At 73.2% G+C, this 16,866-nt stretch carries 10 protein-coding genes; 9 read left to right on the top strand and 1 reads right to left on the bottom strand.

Annotated elements, in window-relative coordinates:
• Window positions 1–293: 293 nt before the first annotated feature.
• On the top strand, window positions 294–2,000 hold the full coding sequence (locus M2163_RS29865; protein WP_280849801.1) for a glycerol-3-phosphate dehydrogenase/oxidase: 1,707 nt from the start codon (window positions 294–296) through the stop codon (window positions 1,998–2,000).
• Between the two features lie 84 nt (window positions 2,001–2,084).
• Here M2163_RS29865 and M2163_RS29870 read toward each other — a convergent pair whose 3' ends face one another.
• On the bottom strand, window positions 2,085–3,137 hold the full coding sequence (locus M2163_RS29870) for a serine hydrolase domain-containing protein (protein ID WP_280895516.1): 1,053 nt from the start codon (window positions 3,135–3,137) through the stop codon (window positions 2,085–2,087).
• Window positions 3,138–3,768: 631 nt separating this feature from the next.
• Between M2163_RS29870 and M2163_RS29875 the strand changes: the two genes are divergently transcribed.
• The 8 genes from M2163_RS29875 (at window position 3,769) to M2163_RS29910 (ending at window position 16,822) form a co-directional block, all read left to right on the top strand.
• Window positions 3,769–5,955 (top strand): serine/threonine-protein kinase, encoded by a 2,187-nt coding sequence (locus M2163_RS29875; protein ID WP_280895517.1) that lies wholly within the window; start codon window positions 3,769–3,771, stop codon window positions 5,953–5,955.
• A gap of 174 nt (window positions 5,956–6,129) precedes the next feature.
• On the top strand, window positions 6,130–8,940 hold the full coding sequence (locus M2163_RS29880; RefSeq protein WP_280849798.1) for a protein kinase: 2,811 nt from the start codon (window positions 6,130–6,132) through the stop codon (window positions 8,938–8,940).
• Between the two features lie 152 nt (window positions 8,941–9,092).
• Window positions 9,093–10,865, top strand: coding sequence for a serine/threonine-protein kinase (locus tag M2163_RS29885; protein ID WP_280897334.1), 1,773 nt, complete (start codon window positions 9,093–9,095; stop codon window positions 10,863–10,865).
• 58 nt (window positions 10,866–10,923) lie between these two features.
• Window positions 10,924–12,537 (top strand): serine/threonine-protein kinase, encoded by a 1,614-nt coding sequence (locus M2163_RS29890; RefSeq protein ID WP_280895518.1) that lies wholly within the window; start codon window positions 10,924–10,926, stop codon window positions 12,535–12,537.
• 75 nt (window positions 12,538–12,612) lie between these two features.
• Window positions 12,613–14,184, top strand: coding sequence for a serine/threonine-protein kinase (locus tag M2163_RS29895; RefSeq protein ID WP_280895519.1), 1,572 nt, complete (start codon window positions 12,613–12,615; stop codon window positions 14,182–14,184).
• 92 nt (window positions 14,185–14,276) lie between these two features.
• Window positions 14,277–14,903 (top strand): hypothetical protein, encoded by a 627-nt coding sequence (locus M2163_RS29900; RefSeq protein ID WP_280895520.1) that lies wholly within the window; start codon window positions 14,277–14,279, stop codon window positions 14,901–14,903.
• The gene (locus M2163_RS29905) at window positions 14,896–15,849 is read left to right on the top strand and encodes a DUF3710 domain-containing protein (protein ID WP_280895521.1); all 954 of its coding nucleotides are present in this window, start codon (window positions 14,896–14,898) and stop codon (window positions 15,847–15,849) included. The genes M2163_RS29900 and M2163_RS29905 overlap by 8 nt, the downstream gene beginning before the upstream one ends.
• 46 nt (window positions 15,850–15,895) lie before the next feature.
• Entirely contained in the window at window positions 15,896–16,822 is a 927-nt protein-coding gene (locus M2163_RS29910; RefSeq protein WP_280895522.1) for a serine/threonine-protein kinase, read from the top strand.
• Window positions 16,823–16,866: the final 44 nt, after the last annotated feature.

Genomic DNA, 16,866 nt, shown 5'->3' on the forward strand with positions numbered 1-16,866 from the left:
AGTAACCGAAGCGGGACAGGTGCGCAAGCCCTGTGGACTGGACGAGCGAGCGCAATGTCAGACTAGGAGTAAATATGACCGAAATACGGGATTGATTCCGTGTGTCTTCCTGTGGGGTTGTGAGCTTTGGCCTACGCGGCGGTGAAAGTTATCCACAGGCTGAGGGCGACTGGTGGCTGAAGTCGGGCAAGCCGGTCAGAATTTGGGCATGGGGGATACGGACCGGGCCACTCCTCAAGGAAGATCCGGCCCTGGACGGTGACCGGTGCGATCTACAGCTGGAGGCAGCAGTGGTGAGGACAGCGACACTGGGGCCGGCGCAGCGCGCCGAGTCACTCGCAGCAATGGCCGAGCGCGAACTGGACATCCTGGTGGTGGGAGCCGGCGTGGTCGGTGCCGGCACCGCCCTCGACGCGGTGACCCGGGGCCTGTCCGTGGGGCTGGTCGAGGCGCGTGACTGGGCGTCGGGCACCTCGAGCCGCTCCAGCAAGCTGATCCACGGCGGCCTGCGCTATCTGGAGATGCTCGACTTCGCGCTCGTGCGCGAGGCGTTGAAGGAGCGCGGACTGCTCCTCGAGCGGCTCGCCCCCCATCTCGTGAAACCCGTGCCCTTCCTGTACCCCTTGCAGCACAAGGGCTGGGAGCGCTGGTACGCCGGCTCGGGCGTCGCGCTCTACGACGCCATGTCGATGGCCCGCGGGCACGGCAGGGGACTGCCCGGGCACCGGCACCTGAGCCAGCGTCACGCCCTGCGTGTCGCACCTGCCTTGAAGAAGGACGCGCTGGTCGGGGCGCTTCAGTACTACGACGCCCAGATGGACGACGCCCGCTTCGTGGCCACGCTCGTACGCACGGCGACCGCCTACGGCGCCAGGACCGCCAACCGCGCCCGGGTGACCGGGTTCCTGCGGGAGGGCGAGCGGGTGGTCGGCGCCCGGGTGCAGGACGTGGAGGCGGGCGGGGAGTACGAGATCCGCGCCAAGCAGGTGGTCAACGCGACCGGGGTGTGGACCGACGACACCCAGGCGATGGTCGGCGAGCGGGGGCAGTTCCACGTCCGCGCCTCCAAGGGCATCCACCTCGTCGTGCCCAAGGACCGCATCCACTCCTCGACCGGGCTGATCCTGCGCACCGAGAAGTCCGTGCTGTTCGTCATCCCCTGGGGCCGGCACTGGATCATCGGCACCACCGACACCGACTGGGACCTCGACAAGGCCCACCCGGCCGCCTCCAGCGCGGACATCGACTACCTGCTGGAGCACGTGAACTCGGTGCTCGCGGTGCCGCTGACCCGGGACGACGTGCAGGGGGTGTACGCGGGCCTCAGGCCCCTGCTCGCCGGTGAGTCGGACGCCACCAGCAAGCTCTCCCGCGAGCACACCGTCGCACACCCGGTGCCGGGGCTCGTCGTCGTGGCGGGCGGCAAGTACACGACCTACCGGGTGATGGCCAAGGACGCCGTGGACGAGGCGGTGCACGGGCTGGACACCCGGGTCGCCGCATGCGTCACGGAGGACGTACCGCTGCTGGGCGCCGAGGGCTACCGGGCGCTGTGGAACGCGCGGGCGCGCATCGCCGCGCGCACCGGGCTTCATGTCGCCCGGGTCGAGCACCTGCTGAATCGGTACGGCAGCCTTGCGGAGGAGGTCCTCGAGCTCATCGCCGCGGACGCCACGCTGGGCGAGCCGATGCAGGCGGCCGACGACTATCTGCGCGCCGAGATCGTCTACGCCGCCTCGCACGAGGGCGCGCGGCACCTGGACGACGTCCTGACCCGGCGCACCCGGATCTCCATCGAGACCTTCGACCGGGGCGTGCGCTCCGCCCGCGAGGCCGCCGAGCTGATGGCGCCGGTGCTGGGCTGGGACAAGGACCACATCGAGCGCGAGGTCGAGCACTACGAGAAGCGGGTGGAGGCGGAGCGGGAGTCGCAGCGGCAGCCGGACGACCTGACCGCCGACGCGGCGCGGTTGGGGGCGCCGGACATCGTGCCGCTGTAGTCCGGCAGGACCGGGTTCGGCGGTCGCCCCACATCACTCGAACGAGTGTCGTGGGACGGGATCTCCGTTCGGAACCCGGTCGTTCTACGTGGTGCGGGGGCAGAACTCGGCGGCGAGCAGGGCCGTTTCGAGGTCGGGGTCTGCGACCGACGTCGTGTTCACGCGGAAGGTGAGGACGCGACGGCCGCCGACCGTGGCTGCGGTGCGCACGTAGCTGCCGGTGATGCGGCCGTTGTGCCCCCACACCGTCGTGCCGCACGGCAGCTTCACCGGGAACAGCCCCATGCCGTACAGGCCGTGTGCGGTGCGGGTGTCCGTCATCTCGTGCAGCCAGTACGGGGACAGCAGCCGGCCGCCGAGCAGTGCCGCGTAGAAGCGGTCCAGGTCGGCGAGGGTGCTCACCAGCTCACCCGCGGCTCCGGCCACCCGCGGGTCGAGCGCGGTGATGTCGGACCCGTCGGTGGTGTAGGCGCGGCCGTGCGGGGAGGGGAGGGACGTGCGCGAACCGGGAAAGGAGGTGGCCGTCAGGCGCAGCGGGGCGATGATCCGCCGCTCGGCCTCGGTGGCGTAGGAGTCGCCGGTGACCTGCCGGATCACCATGCCGAGCAGGACGTAGTTGGTGTTGGAGTAGGAGTAGCGGCCGCGGTCGGCCGGGGGGTGGGTGAGAGCGATACGGACGGCCTGGACCGGAGTGAGGGGCACCAGGCCCCGGGTGTCCGTGGTGAAGTCGTGCAGGCCGCTGGTGTGGGTGAGCAGGGCGCGCAGGGTCAGCGCGCGGCCGTCGTTGCCCGCTCCGTGCACCAGGCCGGGCAGGTGCTGCTCCACCGTGTCGGACAGCTCCAGCCGGTGTTCCGCGGCCAGTTGGAGGACGACCGTCGCGATGAAGGTCTTGGTGATGCTGCCGGCGCGGAAGTGGTCGACGCGGGCGATTCCCGGGCCCGCCTCGGCGTAACGGGTCCCGCTCCGCTCCCGGGCCAGGAGCGCCGCGGCGGGGGCACCGCCCTGCGTGACCAGCCGCGGGAGCAGCGCGTTCGAGGGCGGGAGCGCGAGGACGGCGGGGGCCGGGGAGGCTGCCGGGGCCAGGGCGATCAGGAGCAGGGAGACCGGGACGGCCAGTAGTGCCCGAAGTGGCGGCATCGCGGATCCTCCCTTGTCGGGGGCCATCATGCACGGTCGGGCAGCGGAATCGTCAGGCGGTCCGGGGGTGGTCGGTGGGGCCGGGTCGTGAGGGCAGTTCATGTGCTCGGGCTGTGGGATCGCGGGTCGGCCGGGGGGAGGGGGAGGGGGGGAGGGGGGAGGGGGGCGGCCCGGTGAGAGGTCTTCGTGCTCGACGGCGTTGGTCTGCGCGGTCGGCCTGGCCTGCATGGCCGGTGCGGTCCGCATAGCCGGCGTGGGCCGATGTGGTCGGTCTCTGCGTGCTGCCCGTGTGGTCGGGCCGTTCGGTCCGTTCGGTCCGTTCGGGCCGTTCACGGGGTCGGTCCGTGCGGGGTGTGTGCCGTGGCGCGCAGGTCGGGCTGCGGTGGGTGTGAGGGCGGCGCGGGGGCTGGGTGCGGAAGGGGGGTGAGAGAGGCCGGTGTCCTCGGGGGTGAGGGAACTGTAAGCGGGTGGGAACTGTGTGTTGAGGGTGGCCGTGGGCCGACGGGACCTGTGCGCCGACCTCGCCGGGCCGTGGCGCGGGCGAGGCGGAGTCAGGGGCACCCTGGGCGTCGGGCACTTGTCGGGTGAGGGACAATGGAGGCTCTGTCAGGGCGGGTTCATGAGGGGACGCATGTCGGACGCGGAGCGGGCGGGAGCATCCCGGCAGGACGAGAGCGAGCGTCTCCTCGCCGGGCGGTACCGGCTGGGAGGAGTGCTCGGCCGCGGAGGCATGGGCACGGTGTGGCGCGCCGAGGACGAGACCCTGGGCAGGACGGTGGCCGTCAAGGAACTCCGGTTCCCGTCCAGCATCGACGAGGACGAGAAGCGCCGGCTGATCACGCGCACGCTGCGGGAGGCCAAGGCGATCGCGCGGATCCGCAACACCAGCGCGGTGACCGTGTACGACGTGGTCGACGAGGACGACCGGCCGTGGATCGTGATGGAGCTCGTCGAGGGCAAGTCGCTCGCCGAGGTCATCCGGGAGGACGGGCTGCTGGAGCCCAAGCGTGCGGCAGAGGTCGGTCTCGCGATCCTCGACGTGCTCAGGTCCGCGCACCGCGAGGGCATCCTGCACCGGGACGTGAAACCCTCCAACGTGCTGATCTCCGAGGACGGCCGGGTCGTGCTCACCGACTTCGGCATCGCCCAGGTCGAGGGCGACCCGTCCATCACCTCCACCGGCATGCTCGTCGGGGCCCCTTCCTACATCTCCCCGGAGCGGGCCCGTGGGCACAAGCCGGGCCCCGCTGCCGACCTGTGGTCGCTCGGCGGGCTGCTGTACGCGGCGGTGGAGGGCGCTCCGCCGTACGACAAGGGGTCCGCGATCGCGACCCTCACGGCGGTGATGACCGAGCCGTTGGAGGAGCCGAAGAACGCGGGTCCGCTCAAGGACGTCATCTACGGCCTGCTCGCCAAGGATCCCGCCCAGCGCCTCGACGACAGCCGCGCGCGGGCCATGCTCACCGCGGTACTCCACGCGCCCGAGCCGAAGGCGGCCGAGCCGGAGCCGGCGGCTGACGCGACCCGGGTGGTGCCGTTGCCGGCGCAGCCGCCGGAGCGGGCAGGCGGGGAGCGGCTGCGCGGGGCGCTGCGTTCCGTGCGCAAGGCCGCGGGAGCGGCGGCGACGTCCGCGGCCGCGGCCCGCGCCAAGTCGGGGAACGGCAAGTCCGGGAGCGGCAAGGCCGGTTCGGGTGCTGCGGGTGCGGGCGTGTCTGGTGCGGGTGCGGGTGCCGGTTCGGGTGCGGGTGGCGGGAAGGTGCCTGCCCAGGGTGCCGACGCTGCTTCGGCCTCCCCGGCTGCTGCGGCCGCTGTGAACTCTCCGGATTCCTCGGCGTCCTCCGCGTCCTCGGCGTCCTCCGCGTCCACCCCGTCTCGGGAGAAGGGTGCGGCCGACGCGGCGGCTTCGACGTCGGCCACGACATCGGCCATGAAAGGGGCGGCCGGGGTCCGGGACGGGAAGACGCGGCAGACCGACGCCGCCTCGGGCGGGCGGAGTTCGGGATGGCCCGTGATGACGCCGCCGCCGGACCTGGCGCCGAGGCCGGTGCCGCGGGCGCCGCTGACCGACGTGGTGCCGCGGCGGACGCTGGTGATCATCGCGGTGGTCGTGGCGCTGGCGGCCATCGGTACCGTGCTGGCGCTGACCCTCGGCGGGGACGACGGCAGCGACGGGGCCAAGGGCGGCGGCACCGGGGTGACGGCGAGCGCGAGCTCCAGTGCCGACACCAAGGAGGACAAGAGCGGGGGCACCCGCACCGACGGATCCACCGGCGGCTCCTCCTCCTCCTCGGAACCGGGCGCGGGGTCCGCGAACACGCCGAGTACCGAGGAGAGCGGCCGGAGTTCGGCAGGATCCTCCGGTGGCGGGGGCTCCGCAGACGACGGTTCGGTGGCCTCGACGCACCAGGGGAGTCAGGGCTACTCGATCGGGCTGCCCAAGGGGTGGAAGTTCCAGACCAGCAGTTCCGCGGGCGACCGGTTCACCGGGCCCGACGGGCAGAAGCTGCTCGTCGCCTGGACCAGCACTCCCAAGGGCGACCCGGTGGCGGACTGGGAGAACCAGGAACAGGGCATGCGCCGCTCGCAGTACACCAGGATCCGAATAGAGAAGGTGGACTACCGGGGCTGGAACGCGGCGGACTGGGAGTTCACCTATGTGGACGGTGGGACGAAGTACCGGACGATCGACCGTGGATTCGTCGTCAACGACCATCTCGGATATGCCTTGATGTACACCGCGAAAGCCGCGAACTGGGGCACTGAGCTGCGCAAGGACACATGGCAGACGCTTGCTCGCACCTTCGAACCGAAGTCGTGAAGCGCTGTGCGGTAAACGGTCATGTGTTTGGGCCCTGAGATCTGGAATCCCCTCTTTGCGGGTTGCCTCCGGCACGTATCGTGAGTGTTCGTGGACCGTCCGCATCCAGGTTCGGACAGGGAACGGGCCACGAGGCGAACGGAATTGACCAACCGGACGGCCGGGGGAGGCAACGTGGACGACTATGCGGGTCGGGTGCTCGCCGACCGCTACCGCCTGCCGCTGCCTCCGTCCGACGAGTACGAACTCACCGAGACCCGCGCCTTCGACACCTACAGCGGGCAGGAAGTCCTGGTCAGGCAGGTCCCGTTGCCCGAGGTCGTCGAGGCGGAGGTGCTCGACGCGGAGGGACTGCCCGACGGGTTCACCGCCCGGGACCCCGAGGGTGCGCGGCGCACCCCGGGGCGGCGGGGCGCGCGCCGGCCCACCGAACCCGCCGTGCGACGGGCCGTGGAGGCCGCGCAGGCCGCCGCCCGGATCCCCGACCATCCGCGCCTCGACCAGGTCTTCGACGTGTTCGCCGAGGGCGGTTCGCTGTGGGTGGTCAGCGAGTTGGTGGCCGCGCGGCCGCTGGCGGCCCTGCTCGCCGAGAAGCCGCTGACGCCGTACCGGGCTGCCGAGGTCGCCTCCGACGTGCTCATGGCGCTGCGGGTGCTGCACGCCCACGGCTGGGTGCACCGCAACATCACCGCCCGCACGGTCCTCGTCTGCGACGACGGCCGGGTCATGCTGACCGGCCTCGCGGTCGGCGCGGCCGAGGAGGCACTGTGCGGCTATGACCCGGTGCCGGCCGAGGCGGGGGAATGGGGCTCCGGCAGCGGGGAGTTCGCGGCCGGGGCGGAGGACGACCCGGGCCGTGGGGCCGGCGGAGGCGCAGTTCCCGGTGGGCACCTGGTGCCCGGGCAGTCCGCGGGTCCGGTCGGCGCTGGGGGCGGGAGGACCGGTGGTGCCGAGGCAACCGGCGCAGCGGGCGGTGCTCGTACGGGTCTCGGGAACGGCGGTACCGGTGCGGCCTTCGGGCTGGGCGCCCGGAGCACCGGGCCGGGCCCGGGCGGTGCCGTCACCTTCGGCGGCGGGGATCCCGAGGCCGCCCGGCGGGCCGCGATCGAGGCGCGGGAGTCCCGTGGGCTGCCCAGCGCCGGTGTGGAGGCGGCGAACGGCACCGGCACGTCGGCCGAGCTCGTCCGCCAGGAGCCCGACGGCGGTACGGACATCCGGGCGGCGCGGGCCGGGGCGATCGCCGCGTACCGCGCGGGCGCACGGGCCGCGGCCCGCGTCCAGGAGGCGCAGAACGGCAGGGCCGCCCTGCCCGGAGCCCGCCCGGCACCGGATGCCGACCCCGCCGCGCGAACGCGGGGCGCCGACCCCGCCGTACAGACCAACGGCAGGCCGCAGTCGCCGTACCCGGCGCCGGACGGGGTGGAGCTGTCGCCGTATCCGTCGGGGAGCGGTGTGCCGCAGTCGCCGTACCCGGCGGCCGACGGCCTTGCGCAGTCGCCGTATCCGGCGCTGGGCGGTGTCGAGCAGGGGCCCGGGGCCGGGGCCCCTGGGCGGGTGGTGGACCCCTACGGAGTGCGGCCCACCCCCTGGCACGGTGCCGTGCCGCGCGGCGGGGGTGCGGGGACCGTGGGCGAGGGGCCCGTCGCCGACGCCGTGCCCGCCGTGGACCGGGTGCCCGCGCCCAGCCGCTGGGAGGACCTGCCGCCGAGCGACGCCCCCGCCCGCCGCGGCCCCACCACCGCGCTCGCCGCCGAGCGGGCGCGGCAGGCCCGGATGGCCGTGGTCGGGCCCGTCACCGAGCGATGGGCGCCGGAGCAGGCCGGACCGGTGCACGAGAACTGGCAGCTTGCCGCGCCCATCGGGCCCGCGACCGATCTGTGGGCGCTGGGCGCGCTGTTGTTCCGGGCCGTCCAGGGGCACGCGCCCTACCCCGAGGAGTCGACGGCCGAGCTGGTGCAGCTGGTGTGCGCCGAGCCGCCCGCCTTCGCGGAGGAGTGCGGACCGCTCAGGCCGGTCGTGGAGTCGCTGTTGCGGCAGGACCCGACCGAGCGGCTGGACTTCGAGGAACTGCGCGGCTGGCTGCGCTCCTTGGTGCGGTCCGCGCCCGAGCCGGAGGCCGGCGTCCATGTCGTCGCCGCCCCGCCCGTGGACGCGAGCCGGCTGCCGATCGTGCGGCGCCGGGGTGAGTTGGTGCGCAGGCGGCGCGCCGGGCTGCCCGCGACGCACGGACGGCACAAGCGGGCCCGCGAGGAGGCCGCTCCCTCGCCGCGCCGCCTGGGCCGCAATCTGCTGCTGCTCATCCTGCTGGTGATGGCCGCGGCGATCGCGTACGCCATGTACTTCATGCCGAAGGCGGGCTCCGACGCCAAGGGCACCGCGCAGGAGACCGGTTCCACCAGTCAGGCGGGTCCGGACCGGTCCCCGGGGGCCGGCAGCGGGCCCGGACCCGAGTCGGCCGGCCCGAGTCCGACCACTCCCGGGCCGTCGCAGTCCAGCGGTGCCGCCGAGACCCAGACCGCCGGGCCCGAGGTCGCCGACGGCTTCACCCTGCGCACCGACGCCGAGGGCTTCAAGGTCGCCGTGGCGGCCGGCTGGGACCGCACGCCGAGGAACGGCCGCGGCCAGGTGGTCTATTCGCACGGCGGCTTCGAGCTGATCGTCGTCCCCGGGCGGGACACCTCCGCCGCGAACGGCGGCGATCCGATGGTGTACCAGCGCGAGAAGGAGCCCGAGCTCCAGCCGTACCGCGACTCCAGCTGGGCCACCGCCACCGGGCTGAAGTCCATCCAGGTGGGCACCAGGAGCATGGCCGAGGGGCAGTTCACCTGGACCGCCGACGACGGACGCGAGCTGTACGTGCGCAATCTCGCGATCCTGATGGGCGGGAAGTACCACGTCGTGCAGGTGCGCGGACCCGAGGCGGAGCGCGACGAGGTGACCCGGCTGTACGAGCAGGCGTCGGCCACCTACCAGGTGACCGGCTGACGGACGCCGTGGCGGCGGCGCGGGTTCACCCGTACTTCGCGGAAGCGACAACCGTCACAGTGAGGTCTCCTTGACGCCCCCCTGGTTCCCCTCGGCGCGGGCCGGTCCTTAGTCTGACTGCGTCAAGAGCATTGCGGGGAAACGTGAATCAGATGCAGGGCCTGCTCCTCGCGGGGCGCTACCGGCTCGCCGACCCGATAGGCAAGGGCGGCATGGGCCGGGTCTGGCGTGCCCACGACGAGGTGCTGCACCGGGCCGTGGCGATCAAGGAGCTGACCGCGGCGCTCTACGTTTCCGAGAGCGACCAGGCCGTCCTGCTCGCCCGTACCCGTGCCGAGGCGCGCGCGGCCGCCCGGATCAACCACTCGGCCGTCGTCACCGTGCACGACGTGCTCGACCACGACGGCCGGCCCTGGATCGTGATGGAGCTGGTCGAGGGCCGCTCGCTGGCGGACGCCGTCAAGGAGGACGGCCGGATCGAGGCGCGTGAGGCGGCCCGGATCGGGATGTGGGTGCTGCGCGCCCTGCGGGCCGCGCACTCCGCCGGGGTCCTGCACAGGGATGTGAAACCCGGCAACGTCCTTCTCGCGCGGGACGGCCGTGTCCTGCTCACCGACTTCGGGATCGCCCAGATCGAGGGCGACACCACCATCACCCGCACCGGAGAGGTCGTCGGCTCGGTCGACTACCTCGCCCCCGAGCGCGTCCGCGGCGCCGATCCCGGCCCGTCCGCGGACCTGTGGGCGCTCGGGGCCACGCTGTACACGGCGGTCGAGGGGCGGTCGCCGTTCCGCCGCACGACCCCGCTGACCACCATGCAGGCCGTCGTGGACGAGGAACCCGCCGAGCCGCGCAACGCCGGTCCGCTCGGGCCGGTCATCGCCGCCCTGCTGCACAAGGACCCCGCCGTGCGGCCCGAGGCGGCCGAGGCCGAGCAGATGCTCGCCGAGGCGGCGGAGGGACGGCGGCCGAGCGCGGCCCAGGCGTATGTGCCCACGCAGTACGGGGGTTCCCACCACGAGCCGGGGGCGCACAGTGGTTCCCCCGGCGGGCCCCACAGCGGTTTCCGCAGCGAGACCCACCGCGGGCTCGGCGCCCCGACCACGGGCACCCCGGTCGGCGGTACGTCGTATCCCTCGGCCACGGGGCCGTCGTACTCCGCGGGTTCGGGTCCGACGTACCACCCGGGTGGCCCGTACGCCCAGGCCCCCGCCCCCACCGTCATCGGGCCCCCGCACCACACCGGCACGGCCCCGGCGGCTCCGCCCAGGCGCCGCCGGCTGCGTTCCGTCGCGCTCGTGGTCGCGCTCGCCGCGGTCGTCAGCGCCGGGACCGCGGTCGCGTTGCAGAAGTGGGACGAGGGGCGGCAGACGGGCGGCACCTCGGCCTCGTCGAGCCCTTCGCCCAGCCCGTCGCCGAGCACGAGCACCAGCACGGGCACGGACGGGGTTCCGGCCGGCTGGGAGCGCTACGAGGACCCCGTGGGCTTCAGCGTCAACCTGCCCAAAGGCTGGGAGCGCTCGGTGTTCGGCACCCCCGCCGACGGGCTGACCCAGATCGACTACTCGCCGGACGAGGGCAAGCACTTCGTCCGGATCGCCGTCGACACCTCGCCGGACTTCATCGACCCCTACGAGCACCAGCGCGACCTGGAACGGCAGATCCAGGACCTCAAGGACTACCACCGCGTCGGCATGGCCAGGAACACCTACCGGGACCGGCCGGGCTCCCGCTGGGAGTACACCTGGACCGCGCTGGCCAAGGACATCGCCTTCCCCGGACCGCGCCGGGCCGTGGAGGAGACGTACATGTCCCGGGACGGCGTCGAGTACGTGATCTACATGTCGGCGCCCGAGGAGAGCTGGCCGACCACCAGCAAGCAGTTCACGGCGGTGCTCCAGGGCTGGAGCGAGCCGAACAGCTGACGGAGTTGGCCGGTCACCGCCCCGGAGGGCATCCGTCCGCTGCGGCATGATGGGGCGCATGGGGACCGAGGGGGACACTTTCCGTGTGATCGCGGGCCGCTACCGCCTGGAGGCGAGGATCGGGCGCGGCGGCATGGGCGTGGTGTGGCGGGCGACCGACCAGCTGCTCGGCCGGCAGGTCGCCGTCAAGGAGATCCCCCTCGACGAGACGCTCTCCGCCGAGGACGCCCGGCTCCAGCGTGACCGCACCCTGCGGGAGGCCGGAGCGGTCGCGCGGCTGAGCCACCCGCACATCATGGTGGTCCACGACGTCGTCGAGCAGGACGAACGGCCTTACATCGTCATGGAGTTGATCGACGGCGGCTCCCTCGCCGACCGGATCTCCGCGCACGGCCCGGTCGACGCCGCCGAGGCCGCCAGGATCGGCGCCGACCTGCTGAGCGCCCTGCGCGCGGCCCACGCGGCCGGGGTACTGCACCGGGACATCAAGCCCGCCAACGTCCTCGTGGAGTCCGGCACCGGGCGGGTCGTCCTCACCGACTTCGGCATCGCCCAGGTCGCGGGCGCCACCACCCTCACCGAGACCGGCTCCTTCGTCGGCTCACCCGAGTACACCGCGCCCGAGCGCATGTCGGGTGTCAGGACCGGCCCGGAGGCCGACCTGTGGTCGCTGGGCGCGCTGCTGTGCACGGCCCTGAGCGGCGAATCGCCGTTCCGGCGCGACTCGTTGGGCGGCATCCTGCACGCCGTCGTCATCGACGAGATCCGGCCGCCCGCGCAGGCCGCGCCCCTCCTTCCGGTCGTACGGGGCCTGCTGGAGCGGGATCCCGAACGGCGGCTGGACGCGGTGGAGGCCGAGCGGATGCTGCGGGCCTTCCTGGACACGGGCCGCACGCCCGAGCGGGCGTACCCGCCGACCCGGCGGGACCTCGAGCCACGACGGTCCCCGGCGCCGCAGGGGGCGAGGAGCCGTGGGCTGACGGCGGCCTTGGGATCGAGGCGGAGCGTGCTCACGGCGGCGCTGCTGGCCGCGGTCCTGGTGGGGGCCGGGGCGTCGGCGGCGGTGCTGTGGACGGACCGGGGCGGGCAGGACGGCGGCACGGCGGAGAGCGGTGCGGCGACGGGAGGTTCGGCGACGGGAGGTTCAGCGCCCGGAACGCCGGCGAGCGGATCCGGCGCGACGACGGGGCCCGCCCCCACCGAGACCCTCCCCTCCGCGAGCCTGCCCTCCGCCCCCTCCGGGTACCACGCCGTCCGGGACCCCGCCGGGTTCGCGCTAGCCGTGCCCGAGGGGTTCACCCGTGAGCCGCAGGGGGAGCGGGTCTTCTACCTGTCGGCCGGGGAGACCTTCCGCCTCGGAATCAAGGTCACCGACCCCCAACCCGGCGGCCCGCTGGGCGTGATGCGGCGCGCGGCCGCCAAGGGCCCGGAGGCCAACCCCGGTTACCGCGACGGCCGGGTCACCTCGCTCACGCACCGCGGACACCCCGCCGCGCTCTGGGAGTTCACCTGGGACGGCTTCAGCGCCGCGGAGGGCGCCCGGCACACCTATGACATGTGCTGGGAGGAGAACGGACGGCTGTACGACGTGTGGGTGTCGGCGCCGGTGGGGAAGGCACGGGAGGCCAGGGAGCACTTCGACGTGGCCGTCGACACGTTCACGGTGCCGTAGAGGTACGTCACGGGTGTGTGACCGGAATGCGTCACCTCTGGATGCCCGCGGGTCTGGCGCGATATGGATGAACCCATGAGCAGCAGCGGGGGAGTCGGCCATGAGTCCGACGAGACGACGAGTTATGTTCTGCAACCTCCCAGGCCCCCTCAGCCGGAGTCGGGAGTGGGCCGGCTCATCGCGGGCCGTTACCGGCTGCTCGCCAAGCTCGGGCACGGCGGCATGGGCACGGTGTGGCGTGCCAAGGACGAGACCGTGGACCGCGAGGTGGCCGTCAAGGAGCCCAGAGTCCCTGACCATCTTCCTGAACGCGAACGCGGCAACGCCTTCGAGCGCATGCGGCGGGAGGCGCGCGCCGCGGCCCGGCTCGACCACCCCGGGGTCGTGAACGTGCACGACGTGGCGGTCGTGGACGGCCGGCCGTGGATCGTGATGGAGCTGGTGCGGGGCCGTTCGCTGGGCGACGTGTTGCGGGAGGGCACGCTCGGGGCGCGGGAAGCGGCGAGAATCGGCCTTGCGGTGCTGGGCGCGCTGGAGGCCGCGCACGCGGCGGGCATCCTGCACAGGGATGTGAAACCGGACAACGTCCTGCTCGGCCGCCACGACCGGGTCGTCCTCACCGACTTCGGCATCGCGCAGATCGAGGGCGAGACCAGTCTGACCGACACCGGCGGCTTCGTCGGCTCGCCCGAGTTCATCGCCCCCGAGCGGGTCCTGGGCCAGCGTCCCGGTCCCGCCTCCGACCTCTGGTCCCTCGGTGTCGTCCTGTACGCGGCGACCGAGGGCGTCTCGCCGTTCCGCCGCAGCAACACTCCCGCGACTCTTCAGTCCGTCCTCAACGCCACGCCCGCCCCGCCGGCCCCGGCGCTGGGCCCCCTGGCCGACGCCATCAACGGCCTCCTCCAGAAGGACCCCGCGCTGCGGCCGAACGCGGCGCAGGTCAGGGCGCTCCTGGAGGCCACCGCCAACCCGCCCGCCCCGGAGCCGACCCAGATCGTGCGGACCGTCGAGGTGCCGGTGGGCGGCGGTCTCCGGCTGGGCCGCAAGGCGTGGCTCGGGCTCGGCGCGGCGGTCGTCGCGGCCGCGCTGGCGGCCTACCTGGTGGTCGCGGACCCCTTCGCCGGGCCGCTGCCGGACGGCTGGACGAAGAAGCACACCAAGGACGTGGCCGCGACCCTCGCGGTGCCGGAGGACTACCAGCCCACCACGCCCGACCGGAAGACGGACAAGGCCCACTGGATCACGTACTCCGACTACAGCGGCAGCATCTGGATCGGACTGCGCCTGGACCGGAGGGCCGAGGACTCCGCACACAACATCGCGGGCTCCGCGGCGGCCGAGATGTACGACGACGACAGCAGGTTCAAGGAGAGCGGCGACTACGACCTCGGCATGCCCGAGGCGCCGAGGACCCGGCCCGAGGACAGGACGTACCAGGGCAGGAAGGCCGCCGGGAACACGGTCACGTACACCACCACGGACAGCCAGAACCCCCGGCCGCGCGAAGTCCAGATCCTCTACTACCGCACCTCCACCGGCGACATGTACAAGCTCACGGTCAGTTATCCGGGCAAGGGGGACTTCACGGAGCGGGGGCGGGAGGTGGCCCGGGCGGCCATGGCGAATCTGGGCGTGGACCGGCTCTGAGGGCGGGGCGGCCGCGTGCCGATTGCGTTGTCAGCGGCCACAGTTAAGGTCATTCTCCTTGGGGCCGACGGGGTCCGGTCCGGGGAGGGATCGTGCGACAGTACGTGTGGAAGCGTGCGGCGACGGTGGGAACCGCCGCGTTGCCCGTCGTCGGCGGCACAGGGGGTGTGGCCGAGGCCGAGGACGTCGAGGCGCCCGAGGCTCCCGTCGTCACCTCGACGGAGTACCCGGACGACGGCAACTGGCATGACTGCGTGGGCAGTTACCGCACGTTCGTGCTCGACTCCGCGTCCGAGGACGTGGTGGAGTACCGGTACGCGTGGCTCGGCAACGGCGACCTGCTCCTCGACGGCGACGGCGACGGTGACCACGCCACCACGGCCACCGCGCTCACCCCGACCGACGCGGGCTTCTCGGCGGCCGTGCATGTCCGTCTCCCCGAGAATCCCCCGGGCGGCGACAACTTCCTCGCGGTGGTTCACGACGAGGCGGCCGACCAGCTGCGGCTGTACGTGGGTGACGAATACCCCGCCGACACCGCGAGTGTGGCGGGCGTCGACAGCTGGGCGCCGACGGGCGACCTCCAGATCGGCCGCACGCGCACCGGGGACGGGGGCACGGACCATCTGGCGGGCGAGATCGACGAGATCCACACGTGCGCCGGAGTGGTCAGCCGTACCCAACTGGTGTCCCTGGCAGCGGGGGGCACCGATGCCTGACGCCGACCGACCTCTGGGTGAGGCGAGCAGCGCGGCACGGGCCGTGGTCGCGCAGTTCCGGCGCGACGGGTTCGTCGCGACGGAGAGCGCGGAGCGTGCGGAGTTCGACGTCTGGGACCGGATGACCGCGGGGCGCGTGCTGCTGGTCGCCCTTCAGATGCTCCTTAAACTGCGTGAGGAGGACGGCCGGAACGACCTCGGTCGTCCGGTGCGCGGACTGGACGAGGAGGAAGCGCGGCTGATGGTCAGGACCCTGCTGGGGGACGCGGCCGCGGCCCCGGAGACCTCCCGCCGGGACCTGATCACCCTCGACCGGCTGCTGGAGCTGCTGGCCTCCGTGATCGCCGAGGAGCCGCTGTCCGACGAAGCGGTGGACGCCCTGCTGGAGGCAGCGGAGGAGAGCTGTCTTGCCGTCGGACCGTGGGACGAGAGCGACGACCGTCGGCCCCGCGATGTCGAACTGATCGATCTGGGCGGCCTGTTGGTGCCGACGGAGCCCGGTCTGAAGATCGAGCTGAATCCGTCGCGCAAGGACGGCGCCCCCGTCGGTGTCACCCTCATCCGCGGCCGGGCCACCGCGATTCAGCTCCAGGCGTTCCGTGCGCTCGGGGACACCTCATGGGCGACCGTCCGTGAGGACCTGGCCCGTACGATCCGCAGCTGGGGCGGCTCCGCGGAGGAACGCGTCGGCCCCGCGGGGCCCGAACTCCAGGCCGTCGTACGGGTCCAGGGACCTCCCGGCAAGGACCGTCAGACCACGCGGGTGCTGGGCCACGACGGCCCGGGGTGGATCCTGCGCGGCTTCGTGACAGGCTTCGGCGCGGAGCCCGACAGCACCGAGGAGTGGCCCTACAGCACCTTTCAGGGGACCGTCGTCCGTATGTCGGCGGAGCCCCGGGGCGACGACCCCGTCATCCGGCTGCGCCTGCCGGAGTCCGGCGCCTGAGCCCGCCGCTTAGACAAGGGCATGACGCGCACGGTACTCATGTGCCATGAGTGAAGACGGCGAACACTCGGCCGACGGACGTCTGCTCGACGGGCGTTACCGGCTTGTCGGGCGTATCGGGTCCGGACCCCACGGCACCGTGTGGCGGGCCCTCGACGAGCGGGAGGGGCGGCAGGTCGCCGTCAAGGAACTCCGGCCGGGCGAGGAGGCCGAGGAGGAGGAACGGCGGCGGGCGGTGCAGCGGCTCGCGCACGAGGCCCGGGCCGCCGCGCGGGTCGACGATCCGGCCGCCGTCGCCATCCATGACGTCCTCGTCGACGACGAACTGCCCTGGGTCGTCATGGAGTTGGTGGAGGGGGAGTCGTTGGGCTCGGTGCTCGCCTCGCGGGGGCCGCTGCCCGGCGGCGAGGCCGCCGGGATCGGGCTCGCCGTCCTCGGCGCCCTGCACGCCGCCCACGGGGCAGGCATCGTGCACCGCGACCTCAAGCCGGCCAACGTGCTCCTGGAAGCGGGGACCGGACGGGTCGTCGTGACCGACCTCGGGATCGGGGGCGGCGGCCGGGAGACCTCCGCCGGGTTCCTCGCACCGGAGTGCGCGTCGGGGCCCGGTGCCGGGCCCGCCTCCGATCTGTGGTCGTTGGGCGCGGTGCTCCGGGCCGCGGTGGGGGAGGCGCCGGACGCTGCCATGGAGGAGCTGCTGGACGGGCTCCTCGCCCACGAGCCCGCAGCGCGCCCGGTGGCCGGGGAAGTGGCCGCGGTCCTCGCCGGGATCGCCGGTGCGGGTGTGCCGGAGTGGGCACGGCCGACGCGTGAGTCCCACCCTCCGCTGGAGGCCGCTGCCGGCGCCGGCACGGTCACCCCACCGCACCTCGCCGCACCCGCCTCCCCCGCGCCGGACCCGCCCGAACCCCGTCGCCTCACCGCCCTGACCGCCCTCGGACTCCTGCTCCAGAAAAAACCCGAGCGCGGCTGATCGTCTCGCGTCCAACCCGCTGATCAGCACATTCCTCGCCAGTC

Origin of the sequence: Streptomyces sp. SAI-135 (assembly GCF_029893805.1) — a bacterium.
In the GTDB taxonomy this organism is placed as follows: Bacteria; Actinomycetota; Actinomycetes; order Streptomycetales; family Streptomycetaceae; genus Streptomyces.

Bases quoted from the DNA above. Each gene is read 5' to 3' on its own strand.
- M2163_RS29895 (WP_280895519.1), top strand. From the start codon at position 12,613: ATGAGCAGCAGCGGGGGAGTCGGCCATGAGTCCGACGAGACGACGAGT.
- M2163_RS29910 (WP_280895522.1), top strand. From the start codon at position 15,896: ATGAGTGAAGACGGCGAACACTCGGCCGACGGACGTCTGCTCGACGGG.
- M2163_RS29870 (WP_280895516.1), bottom strand. From the start codon at position 3,137: ATGCCGCCACTTCGGGCACTACTGGCCGTCCCGGTCTCCCTGCTCCTG.
- M2163_RS29875 (WP_280895517.1), top strand. From the start codon at position 3,769: ATGTCGGACGCGGAGCGGGCGGGAGCATCCCGGCAGGACGAGAGCGAG.
- M2163_RS29890 (WP_280895518.1), top strand. From the start codon at position 10,924: ATGGGGACCGAGGGGGACACTTTCCGTGTGATCGCGGGCCGCTACCGC.
- M2163_RS29905 (WP_280895521.1), top strand. From the start codon at position 14,896: ATGCCTGACGCCGACCGACCTCTGGGTGAGGCGAGCAGCGCGGCACGG.
- M2163_RS29885 (WP_280897334.1), top strand. From the start codon at position 9,093: ATGCAGGGCCTGCTCCTCGCGGGGCGCTACCGGCTCGCCGACCCGATA.